At 46.8% G+C, this 11,758-nt stretch carries 12 protein-coding genes and 1 rRNA gene; 12 read left to right on the top strand and 1 reads right to left on the bottom strand.

Annotated elements, in window-relative coordinates; all coding sequences use genetic code 11:
* The first annotated feature begins 14 nt into the window (after positions 1–14).
* The 12 genes from rrf to FMS18_RS16965 all read left to right on the top strand — a co-directional run bounded on the left by rrf (position 15) and on the right by FMS18_RS16965 (position 9,784).
* A 5S ribosomal RNA gene (gene rrf / locus FMS18_RS17015) occupies positions 15–129 on the top strand.
* 177 nt (positions 130–306) lie between these two features.
* A complete protein-coding gene (locus FMS18_RS17010; RefSeq protein WP_163295875.1) occupies positions 307–1,071 on the top strand; it encodes an ABC transporter substrate-binding protein in 765 nt (254 codons plus the stop codon).
* 20 nt (positions 1,072–1,091) lie between these two features.
* Complete coding sequence (locus FMS18_RS17005) at positions 1,092–1,418, top strand: hypothetical protein (protein ID WP_163295874.1); 327 nt, start codon at positions 1,092–1,094, stop codon at positions 1,416–1,418.
* Positions 1,415–1,867: a transporter substrate-binding domain-containing protein gene (locus FMS18_RS17000; RefSeq protein WP_163295873.1), complete on the top strand. Its 453-nt coding sequence runs from the start codon at positions 1,415–1,417 to the stop codon at positions 1,865–1,867. The genes FMS18_RS17005 and FMS18_RS17000 overlap by 4 nt, the downstream gene beginning before the upstream one ends.
* 125 nt (positions 1,868–1,992) lie before the next feature.
* Entirely contained in the window at positions 1,993–2,184 is a 192-nt protein-coding gene (locus tag FMS18_RS16995; protein WP_163295872.1) for a ferredoxin, read from the top strand.
* Positions 2,185–2,350: 166 nt separating this feature from the next.
* The gene (locus FMS18_RS16990) at positions 2,351–4,444 is read left to right on the top strand and encodes a methyl-accepting chemotaxis protein (protein ID WP_163295871.1); all 2,094 of its coding nucleotides are present in this window, start codon (positions 2,351–2,353) and stop codon (positions 4,442–4,444) included.
* 342 nt (positions 4,445–4,786) lie between these two features.
* Positions 4,787–5,989 (top strand): hypothetical protein, encoded by a 1,203-nt coding sequence (locus tag FMS18_RS16985; RefSeq protein ID WP_239061079.1) that lies wholly within the window; start codon positions 4,787–4,789, stop codon positions 5,987–5,989.
* Between the two features lie 13 nt (positions 5,990–6,002).
* Positions 6,003–6,167, top strand: a complete 165-nt coding sequence (locus FMS18_RS20495; RefSeq protein WP_012765836.1) for a hypothetical protein — start codon at positions 6,003–6,005, stop codon at positions 6,165–6,167.
* A 24-nt stretch (positions 6,168–6,191) separates the two neighbouring features.
* Positions 6,192–6,629, top strand: a complete 438-nt coding sequence (gene fliJ / locus FMS18_RS16980; protein ID WP_163295869.1) for a flagellar export protein FliJ — start codon at positions 6,192–6,194, stop codon at positions 6,627–6,629.
* Positions 6,553–7,233 (top strand): MotE family protein, encoded by a 681-nt coding sequence (locus tag FMS18_RS16975; protein ID WP_239061078.1) that lies wholly within the window; start codon positions 6,553–6,555, stop codon positions 7,231–7,233. The genes fliJ and FMS18_RS16975 overlap by 77 nt, the downstream gene beginning before the upstream one ends.
* A 12-nt stretch (positions 7,234–7,245) precedes the next feature.
* Positions 7,246–8,052 (top strand): tRNA pseudouridine(38-40) synthase TruA, encoded by an 807-nt coding sequence (gene truA, locus FMS18_RS16970; RefSeq protein ID WP_163295882.1) that lies wholly within the window; start codon positions 7,246–7,248, stop codon positions 8,050–8,052.
* Entirely contained in the window at positions 7,982–9,784 is a 1,803-nt protein-coding gene (locus FMS18_RS16965; protein WP_163295868.1) for a hypothetical protein, read from the top strand. Before truA ends, FMS18_RS16965 begins: the two co-directional genes overlap by 71 nt.
* Here the strand turns inward: FMS18_RS16965 and FMS18_RS16960 are convergent, their stop codons facing one another.
* Positions 9,785–11,746: a FapA family protein gene (locus FMS18_RS16960; RefSeq protein ID WP_163295867.1), complete on the bottom strand. Its 1,962-nt coding sequence runs from the start codon at positions 11,744–11,746 to the stop codon at positions 9,785–9,787. It lies immediately after the preceding gene.
* Positions 11,747–11,758 lie beyond the last annotated feature (12 nt).

Here is an 11,758-nt window from a genome sequence, read left to right as displayed (position 1 = left end):
AGCAAGCAAAATTTGCTTGCGACCACTGAGGAGAGGTCACACCCGACCCCATTCCGAACTCGGAAGTTAAGCTCTCCATCGCCGATGATACTGCTGGGTAGCCAGTGGGAAAGTAGGTCGTCGCAAGCTTTTATTTCAAAGCCCCCTTGTTAATTCAAGGGGGCTTTCTTGCGTTATGGGGGGATTCTATCGCCCCTTTCTTTGGGCTAGAGCCCGTGTTATCCCCTTTGGAAACCCTTTAGACTAAAGTTTTCTATCGTGTTATGTTCGCTCCTAACATTAAAGAATTATTTTAGGCAGGGGCGTATGTTATTGCGGAAGGTTCTGTGGAAATTTTTATACCTTGCGTTGATCCTTTTGTTTCTTTGTGAGCCTGTCTGTGCTGGCGAAGAAAAGGTATTACTTTCCACCGGAGAATGGGCTCCTTATACGTCTGAATATGTACAAGGTGGTGGGCTTTGCAGCGAAATCGTCGGTGCTGCTTTTGCTGCTGTGGACATGAATACAGAACTTAAATTTTATCCATGGAAACGGGCCATTCTTAGCTTTCAACGAGGGGAAGTCGAAGGGTCTTTCCCGTGGGTTAGGCGCAACGAAACAGCAGCTTACGCTTTGTTTTCAAGTCCGTTACATAGTCAAAAATATTCATTCTTTTATTATAAGGAAAAATTTCCTGATGGAATAAGCTACAAGAACCTTGATGAATTGATGAAGTACAGAATAGGTATTTGTAGGGGATATTTTTATGGAAGCCAGCTAACTGAAATGGGGTTGAACACGCAGCTTATCAACAATTCTTCTAATGGAATTATGATGTTGATGAGAGGCTATATTGATTTGATGACTGAAGATTCCGTGGTTGGTAATTATTTAATAAGTGTTCTTATGCCCGGCCGAGAACATGAATTTGGAGAGAACCAGGCTCCATTGAAAAGTGAACCTGTCTATCTGCTTGTTTCAAAGAAAAATCCCGATGGAAAGGCACTTATCGAGCGGTTTGACAGCGGACTTGCAAAAATCAAAGCTAACGGAATATACGACGAAATATTGAAAAAGCATGCTTTGGATTAGTTGATTAAAGTGAGATCGAGATGTCTATAAAAAATTTGAAACCAGTGTTTAATGGTTGGGCTGTATTAGTTTTAGGTATGCTGCTATTCGTTTGTGCGGTTCGACCAGTTTCGGCAGAGCAGGTGGTGACTATTGCCACTGGGGAATGGCCTCCGTATACAGGCCGGAATTTGCCTGCCAATGGACTTTGTGCCGAGATTGTAACTGAGGCTTTTCGAGTGGAAGGAGTTAAGTGTCGATATAAGTTTTATCCGTGGAAGCGGGTTCTTTATATGATTAAAAGTGGCATGGCGATATGTTCAGTTCCTTGGTCAGAAAAAATTTTGGATAAATACGTAGCAATGTGATTCTTTTCGATTTTAGAACACAAACTCTCTTTCTTTTTTTAAAAGAAAAATTTCCTTCCGGTTTGATATGGAACAATCTTGATGAATTGAAAAAGTATCGTATTGGAGTCCCCCGTGGATATTTGCAGGAGCAGGGATTGACTGTTGAAATCTTAGATAATTATTCCACCGGGGTAAAAATGCTGCGCAAAGGATATATAGATTTTATGCTGGAGAATTCAGTGGTCGGTAACTATATTATTGATATGGAATTTGCTGATTACAAATATGATATTGGAGAAGTGTGGACACGTATTGAACCGGAGCCAATGATTGCTTTGTTTTCCCGTAAAGCAGGCAGTGGGGATTATTTTTTGCGTAAGTTGAATAAAGGAATTAAGGTCATCAGGGAAAACTGGACCTATGAGAAAATATTGAATAATTTTCATAACAAGGATTTTGTTAATTAGTTCTGTTTGAGTTTCGGTAGAATTATTTCAGATAAGTAAAAAGCTTGTACAAAAGATCCTCTTTATGTTTAAGTTGTTTTCAAAATAAAAGCAGTAATTCTTATCCAAAAATCTGGAGGCAGATTATGGCTAAAAAAGTAGTGATTGATCAGGACGAATGTATTGGTTGCGAAACCTGTGTTGAGCTTTGCCCGGAAGTCTTTGCCCTTGATTCAGATGGGGAAAAGGCTGAGGTGATTAAAGAAGAAGCAGTTGATCTTGAGTGTGTAGCAGAATCAATTGATACCTGTCCGGTTGAGTGTATTATGATTGAATGATTTTAGATTTCCATATGAGATTTTTGTTGAGACGCCTTTAGGGGCGTCTTTTTTTTGAGAAGTAGTAATCGTCTATTTGCTGATTTTATGGACAAATATGATCTATTATGTTTAATTTATACTGAATATCCATTGTTCCAGCAGTTTTAAAAAAAGGGGTGCTACTGTGAAAATTAGAACACGGATGATTTTGGCTATTGTTATACCGATGATTATCTCGGTGTTAGTTGTAATGTTGACTGTTTCCATGCAGTTCGACAGCACAGCTGAGGATTCGTACAGAAAAACAGCCAGTCAGGAACTGAAACTGATTAATAATTATATTTCGGAGATTCTGAAAAAGGCAGAAAACGTAAGCAGGTTTGTGGCCAGTCTTGATGAAACCAAGAATGCCATGGGTAAATGGACAAAATATTTTGAGCTTGACGGACCAAGTAAGCCTGCCCAGTACGCCACTGACCAGTCAGAGATAGCGGTCAACCGTCTGGCGAATAAGCTGATGAAAGCCAACCCGGCTTTTGCATACGTCTACATGGGGTTTGAGGATGGCGGGTATACACAGGACGGTACAGATACTTTAAAGAATAATTATGATCCGCGTGTACGGCCATGGTATAAGCAGGGTAAAAATGCGCCCACTGAATCAATTAACCTTTCCGCCTACATTACAACAGAAGGTTTCCCCAACATCGGGGTAGTAACCAAAATCAGGAATAATAGTGGAAATTTTATAGGCGTGTCTGCTGTTGATATCTCCCTCGGTGATCTGACCAAGATTATCAATAACCTTAATATAGGTGAAACCGGTTTTGTAGTTCTGGTGCAGGGAGATGGAACTATCCTGGCAGATCCTAAAACTCCGGATAATAATTTCAAAAAAATTGATGATTTGGATAATCCTGCGCTTAAAGCGGCCTATTACGCCAAAACAGACTGGCTTGGAGATTTGGAATTTAATGGGGCTAAATTTTCAGCTGAAGTGTACCGCTCCAAAGAGACCGGTTGGACCATGATTGCTTTTATTCCTCATGCAGAGATTTATGCTGCGTCTAAAGAGGCCAATATCACCATGTTTGGTATTGCCGCTGTTGCAGCTATAGTTTTTGGATTGCTTGGGGCTTTATTGGTTAATTCCAGACTTGTACGCCCCATTCATGCCATGGGTGAATTCGCCAAGCAGATTGCCGCGGGCAACTATGAAGCCAAGCCCGAAGATGTTTCCTACAAAGCAGAGTTGCGCGATCTTTTAGATAATTTGCAATCCATGACCGGGGAATTGGTTGAAACAATTTCCCTTGCCGATGAAAAGACCCGCGAGGCTGAAGTTAAAACCGTGCAGGCTGAGGAAGCTCTCGGCACAGCTGAGGAAGCAACTCGCAAAGCTGAAACAGCCAAGCGTGACGGCATGATGCAGGCCGCAGGACAGCTTGAGGAAATTGTGGAACGGATTTCATCTTCCTCCACCCAGCTTTCCGCCAACGTGGAAGAATCTATGCGTGGTTCGGAAATGCAGCGCGAGCGTGCTTCAGAAAATGCCACGGCTATGGAAGAGATGAACGCCACCGTACTGGAAGTTGCCGCGAATGCCGCTCGAAGCTCCGAAGAAGCTGAACGGGCCAGAAGTGAAGCTGTCCACGGTTCGGATATTGTTGATAAGGTTGTGACTGCGGTCAGCAATCTTAAAAGTGAATCTGCAAAACTGGGCTCAGAAATGGGGCAGCTGGGTGAGAAAGCCGAGTCTATCAGCAGTGTCATGAGCGTGATTACCGACATTGCGGATCAGACCAACCTGCTGGCCCTTAACGCAGCCATTGAAGCGGCCCGTGCCGGTGAAGCCGGACGCGGTTTTGCGGTTGTCGCCGATGAGGTCCGCAAGCTGGCAGAAAAGACCGTAAGCGCGACTTCAGAAGTGGGTGACGCCATTGGTTCTATTCAGCAGTCTTCAAGGAATTCCATTACTACCATGACCGAGACAACCGAGATGGTGGATTCCACAACAACGCTGGTAAATGAAGCCGGGGATGCTTTGAAATCCATACTGGAAATTATTGAACTGGTAGCGGAGCAGGTTCGTTCCATTGCCACTGCAGCGGAGCAGCAGAGTGCCGCTTCAGAGGAAATCAATATGTCCACCTCGGAAATCAATCGCATTGCGGATGAGAACTTTAATGCCATGGAGCAATCAGCGGAAGCCATGTCTAATCTTGCTGAACTCTCCAATATGCTCAACAATTTGATTGATGATTTGAAAAATTCATAACAATAGTAGGTTGATAGTAATTAACAAGGCTGGGGTGGACTCTGTTCCGCTCCAGCCTTCTTGGTGTTGACGGATTACGGACAGTTGACCTTTTCAGTCTTGGCTGGCAAGTCCAGCTTCTATGCATACGCACTTTGAATTATGCATGAACTCACAAAGGGTACTTATCTTGCTAATCAGAAAGATAGGCCGCATGTTTGTTCAGCCCCGTAGCTATGCAGGTTCCCGGCTAAACGCCGAGCTTGCCAAGATGCGGATTAGTGAATAAATAGAGAGTACAGAAATGAGATAAAAACTCGCCGCAAACAGGCGGGAAGGTGAATAAAATATATGAAATTTTTTATGGGTTCGAATTTTTTTAGACTATTATTTCGTGCTTTTATCGTTGCTATGGTAGCCGTGGTGCCTTTTGTCCTTATGACAGGTGAGGGGGAGTGTTCCACTTCTTTCGGGGATAAAGATAAGGATAAGAAAGTTACTCTTCCGAAGCAGGTTGATGCAGGTCTTGATTACCTGTTTGATTTTATGGCTGGCAAGGGTTCCAGTCTTGACGCTGCTAAAATCAACGCTTTGATCAAATATGTGGATGATGCTCCGGCAACAGATAAAATTATCAAATTGCCCAAGCGTGACTCCTCCAATGGTGCGGCAATGCGTATGCAGGTTAATGCCGGACTGAAAAGGATTCTTGAATATACCTATAATCCGGAAATTCCCAACTACGCTCTTTATCCTTCGGTTATCAGGATCAGCGGTTGGCATCCTGACAGCCAGTTCTACACCGAGAAGGCACAGCCGTGGAAATATATTGATGACTGCGATATCCCGAAAGTCTGGCGGGGCAAAGAGTTTGAAGTCAATACCCCGGATTCTTTTGGCGGAGCATACTACCGTTACGATTTGAATCGCTTGCTGGTGCTGCTTAAGTTTGAAGGACGTGATGTGTTTTTGTCCGTTTCCAAGCAGCTTGATAAGTCCAGCGTGGGGATGAAAGGTCTGGTGGTGGATGACAGCCAGTGGAATTATTTCTATAGCGGAATTCCCGGCCTGACCACAGGGGGCATGGGCTGGATGGATACTTTTATGTATGGTTCCATGGCAGTTAACCTCTATGTTCAGGATAAAAATAATCCCGAACAGACCGTATGTTATCTCTTCAAGTGGTTGCGTGCCGGTTGGGCCGGATTGAATGTGGTTCGTCCCAAACATATTTTTGAAGGCAGCCAGCGTTTCGGACGTGCTTTTTTAGCCCTTATGGAATCAAATGATCTTCCTGAACCTGCTGCTTTTGCTGAAAAGGTTAAGGAAATCGAAGGGATGTCCGATCAGGATATTGATCATTATATTTCCGAATACTCCAAGCAGATTGAGCATATGGCCGCTGAGCATCCGGTTTTGTCTGATGAGTTTCCCGAAGTGTACGAGCACGGCAAATACGCTGACAAGTTTACCCGTGAGGAGCGTATCGGCGTTCTGGTCAAGGAGTACGTCAAGCAGGCTATGGGTAAGCAGTGCCTGATTTACGAAAAGGTCGTTTCCAACTAGCAAAGAGGTTTTCATGCTCTATTCTGAAAATGAGGCTAAGTTTAAATATTGTCCCTATCTGATGACCAGTGATGACAAAATGAAGTTTTGTCAGGGCACCATGTGTATGATGTGGCGGTTCGCTGACGGTGATAAAGGATATTGCGGACTGGCCGGAAAGCCTGAAGAAAAGAAATAGCCTTCATGATGATCAAATCATAATATGCCCAAGCCTTTTGTTTTTAAGCTTGAGAAAGTCCTTGAGTTCAGGGAACAGGCAGAAGAGCAGGCCCGGCTTGCCCTTGCGCAAGCCCTGCGTCTGCATCAGGAACAGAAGAAAAAACTCTGGGCTGTTGAAGAGTTGATCGTCGCCCACCAGAAGAAGAAATACGACAATTTATCCGCCAATGACATGTGGCTCTGGCAGCAGTATGATGTGGCTCTCAAAGAGGATCTTCATTCTGCCCAGAACCGGCTTAAGCAGTTGGCCCTTAACTTGCAAAAATGTCGTGCAGATGCTGTTAATAAGTCAAAAGATCGTAAATTGCTCGAAAAGCTAAAAGAAAATCAGGCGAAGAAATATCATGAAGAAGAAAATCTCAAAGAACAAAAAGAGTTCGACGAAATGGCAACGATTCGCTTCAAACCTGAAAATTTCTAAAATACTTGTCTGCCTGATTTTACTGGCACTTTTTAAGCTTTCCCTTATCGGGTCGCTGGGTTTTGATATCACCAAGCCTTCCAAGGAAGTACAGCAGGTTGTGGAGGCTGTGGTGGATAGCAATGTTGTACGTAATGTTGTCACTCCTCCGCAGGCCATTGCCGCAGAAGTGCAGGCCAAGGATACAGCCAAGCCCGCTGCCAAAGCTTCCAAGCCTTCCAACATGCCCGAAGCAGACTGGAAGGCTCTCAAGGCCAAGGAAGATGAATTGGCCCGCAAGGAACGCTCTCTGCGTACCCTTGAGCAGAATCTGGATAAGAAACTTGCCGAATTGAATAGCCTTGAGAAGAGGCTTAAGAAAATGATAGCCGATGCTGATGTACTTAAAGATAAGAAGATCAAGCATCTGGTGGGCGTATATACCGCCATGAAAGCCAAGCAGGCAGCTCAGGTCATTGAGTCCCTTGATACTGATCTTGCTGTCAAGATTTTGTCAGGCATGCGCGGCCGCAGTGCCGGGGCAATCCTCGGTTTTGTGACACCCAAGAAAGCAGCCAAACTTTCCGAAGAACTCACCAAGTTACAGACTCCTCTTGACGAATAATATTTTTTGAAATTGAAAAGAATCAAACTTACCCTTGCCTATGACGGCACCAATTTTTGCGGCTGGCAGTTGCAGCCCAGGCTGCGCACTGTGCAGGGCGTGCTGGAAAAAGCCATAATACGCGTCACCGGAACCCCTGTGCGGGTTCATGGTTCCGGACGTACTGACAGCGGCGTGCATGCCCTTGGACAGGTCGCCCATTTTGATGTGGATGAAAGCTTTGCTGCAGTGAATTGGCAGCGGGCACTCAATTCCCTGCTGCCTGACGATGTCACCGTGTTGAACGTAGAGCTTGTTTCTTCCGAGTTTCATTCCCGTTATAGTGCTATCCGCAAGACCTACACTTACACCTTGTGGCTGGAAAACAGCTTCTTTCTGCCGTGGCGCAGGCATTATGTCTGGAAATGCGGTCCTCTTGATTTTTCCGCTCTTGATCAGGGGATGCAGCTTTTTTTGGGTGAGCACGATTTTTCATCCTTCCAGAATACCGGCACTGTGATCAAGTCCACTATTCGTACTATCCATGATTTTAAGCGTTATCCCGGTCAGACCGAGCAGGAGATGATTCTTGAAGTCTGCGGTTCAGGTTTTCTTAAACAGATGGTTCGCAACATGGTCGGCTGTCTTGTGCGCATAGGGCGGGGTAAAGCCGAACCCGAAACTGTCCGATCATTATTACAGATAAAGGACAGAACTATGGCTCCGGCCACAGCTCCAGCACAGGGGTTGTGCATGGCCGGTGTTTACTATGGAGAAACGGGTTGTGGCGGAACTGACACTGGACGGAACCAAGCTCAGAATAGCGGAATCGACGGATAAGTCTGATTCACTGCAACGAGTCTTTCCGGGATCGTACTGGGAAGAACGGTTCAGCCGTGCCGCGCTCAAGAATAAATATGAATTAACCGCGCCTTCCGTGGCCATGGAAGTGCAGTCCAGGGTTAAATCCTTAAGCGAGACCCTTGCAGCTTTCCGCTGGCCTGATCAGGGTTTCGGTCTGAGCAGTTCCCGCCTTGTAGTCAATGACCCCTTCCTTGATAAAAATATTTCTTCATCCCTTACTCACAAAGACGATTTCCAGCGTTACTACCGCTATTATTCGCGTGGTTTCAGCGGCGAAACAGAAACCTCCCTCACAGCCGGGACGTATAAATTTGATATGGCTTTGGGGTCAGCTTCAAAACAGCTTGAAGTTGAGGTCAGCGATGGCATGACCAATGACGAATTGCTTGAAGCGGTCCGCGATGTGGTCAATGACAGTTCCTTGCCTGTGCAGGCCCGTATTTTTAAACAGAATGCAGTCGGTTCCAACCCGGATGATCTGCTGGGCACTGGTTCGGCTTTAGCTTTTTCCGTAAATACAGCTTATGTGGTTACCGAAGAGAATCGCGGTGACAGCACGCAGGCACTGGATGCTGCCAACAAGCTTTCTTTCAGTGACAGTAGCGGACATCTTATTTCCAACCTGAAACTTTACGCCACGCAACTGCCCATCGGTCCGGCAGAAGAGGGCCGTTATGATCTTTCCAATGCCGTTGCCGGAGGTCCGTCACAATTCCTGAGTAAGTCTTTTGATATCAATGCCGAAACAACCCTGACTGCCGGGGATCATTCCATTGACTACACCATCGGTGCCGAGTCCGGGACCATCGATTTCTATGTTGAAGATGGGGAAACATGGGATACGGTTTTGAGCCGTATTGCCAACTCCGCAGCCTCAACGTCAGATAAAATCAGTGCTGAAGTGGTTGATGCCAAGCTGGTTTCCCCTGTTTACACCGGGGACGATTACTATCTGATTGACGGTAAGGCGGTGAGCATAACTGCGGTCAATCCCAAGATCGGGGAACGGCTGGAGTTGGAACCCGGTTCCGGGCTTGATGTGCTGGGCCTGAATGTTACTGCCCATCCGGGGGGAGACGCTCAGCTGACCGTCAACGGCTACACCGAAGTGCGTGCTCCCGGTGAGTTCGCCCTTGATCGGGGGAGGGTTACAGTAGAGCTTGATGGAAATTTCGGGGAGAGCCTGCCCTTACGGGTGGTTGATGCGGTCGCTGAGATGGAGAAGAATGTCGGTTTGATCACTGACGGATACAACGACCTGCGTAAATCCATCCTTCCTGCTGAGGATCTTTTTCGTGAAGGCTTTGCTGATCTATGGCGTGACCCGGTCACTGATAATGCGGTTGATCTGGAATGGATAGGCCTCAAGGAAGCGGAAGAAGATAGGTTGCTCTGGTTTGATTCAGATACTTTCTACGATGCCTTGCTGGCTGACCCTGAGAAGGTCCGCGAATTGCTGGAAGATGAAGAGGAAGGTCTGTTTACCCGCTGGCAGGAAGTGAATGATGAGGTGATTGAGAACAAAGTCAGCTCCTACCTGATTCCGGAAACATCATTGCCCGGACCTTGGCTGCCTGAACCTTCACCGCGTACTGAGCTGGAACTGGAAGTGAAAAAGGAACTGGTCGATACTTTTGAAGACAGTTTTGATTTCGATTTTGATGAGCCTGCCGACGATACCGGACGGCTTGTTTCCACTAAAGGGTGATCAAAATTTAGCAGCAATAATGGTCCGCTCCTCAGCATCAAAGCGGAATTTCATCCTTGGAGTAGGTTTGCTGATCTGCACGGTTTTGCCGCCGATCTTTATTTCTACGCCGGGGTGAATTTTGCGGTGGACCCGGATTGAAAGCTGTTCAAGGGACTTATAGTAATCGTTAAGTTCCTTGGAAAGTTGCTTGCGGATTTCCTTAAGTTTGAGCTTGATGCGTCCGCGAAGTATGAGAATCTGCTTCATCTGTTCCTGCTTGGCCGCAGGGGTGGATTTGAGGATGGATTCGTTGTCCCCTTGCCCGATGGTGGAATTGATTTTCAGCAACCGCGCCCGCAAATCGTCCCTTTCTTTGATCAGTTTTCTGTTGATTGTCTGTTTTGCACTGATGCCTACTACAGTTTTTACGCCGATTTCCGAGCCGATTTCATTGGCTTCAATGCTGACATTAGAGCTGACAACCCCCCCCTGAATAATACCCTTACCGCCAAGAGCGCTCACAGGACCTTTACAGCGGACCATGCAATTGCTCATTTCATGCTTGATGATGATTTCATCCCCGCATTCGATACGGGCATTGGAGGCGAATTGGGCTGTTATGGTGCCTTCAGCCTTGACCAGCCCTTTTCCGGACATGACCAGCCCGCCTTTGATTTCAATATCTCCTCCGGCGGTAACGTCAGCTCCTTCAATGGATTCCTTGACTACAATATGAGCGGGGGCCTCCACAGTAAAGCCTTCTCTGATGGAGCCATTTACATGTGCCGATCCTTTCTCCAGCTTGATGTTTCCGGTGGAGTAGTTCACATCACCCTTTGTTTCCAGCACATCTTTGATTGCAAGGGTGTTGTCCTGAAAATGGACAATCCCGGTGGCTGTGGCTTTGTAGGTAATGCCGTCCGGCATGGGGGCTACGTGCGCACCGGTTTTTATTTCAAGGGGATTGCCGCCGGGAGGGGGAGTTAACCTGCCGTAGACATCTTCCCCGGCTTTACCTTCCACCGGAGGGTGGATTTTGCCGATAATGTCTCCGGGGCTGACCATGGGATGAACCCCACGGTCCTTAAAATCAACACGGTCATCTTCTCCGGTGGTACCGATGGAGCTGGAGACTTGATCTTCACGGGCGTATTCAAAATATCCGTCCCGACCGGGGACCGGTTCTGTTCCGTACACGATGACCGCTTCTTGAGCCGCACCTGTTTCGCGGGCTTTTTTTATGGCTGTCTGCCCCACAACATGTTGCAGAGGGCGTGAAATTTCCATTGCCTCAAGAGCCGGTTCAAGGGCACCGAGGTCATACCTGAGTCCAAAGCAGTTACGGGGGAAGAGTTTGGTGGAAACCTTCATCATGTTGGCAGAAACCTTGATGAGCGGTTCAACCATGACCTGCTGGTCTTTGATTTTTACTAATCCGTATGTGCTGGCGACCAGTTTTCCACTTTCCGGATCAAGGGTGCAGTTGCGGTCCTCTGCGTCAGCGAGAGTGATGGGCTTGGGAGTATGGGTGTCTTCTGCCGGGATTTCCTCTCCGTCCAGATTTTTACCGGGAGAGGCGGGCAATGCTTTGCTGAGTTTTCCGAATTCCATTCCCGGAAGCACCGGAAAGTTAAGATCTGCATCGGTTATGATCTGACCGTCTTCAGCGTTTTGCGGATAAAGAGCCCGCACAAGGGCTACATTGAGAATACTTTTCCCTTCCCCGGCTCTTTTGAGGGCGAACATGGCTCCATCGTGGTCCAGTTCTCCGCCTATGCCGGAACGTTCCAGCTCGGACTGCATCAGCTCTAATGATAGAGTCTTTCCGTTTCCTTCCGCCGGGGTGTAGGAGGATATGAAGGCCGCCATTTTATCTGGGGTAACTTTGAATTCCAGCACAGCATTGCTGTTATCAACAACAGTGTCATCACGCTTGTTGCGAAGGTCTGCTCCCCGTGCAGATGTCGCTTGGTCAGTCATGGATTATGTTAC

Source organism: Desulfovibrio sp. JC022, assembly GCF_010470665.1.
Classification (GTDB): domain Bacteria; phylum Desulfobacterota; class Desulfovibrionia; order Desulfovibrionales; family Desulfovibrionaceae; genus Maridesulfovibrio.
The sequence above is the reverse complement of the archived record's forward strand: the minus strand, read 5'-3'. Positions and strand labels throughout refer to the sequence as shown.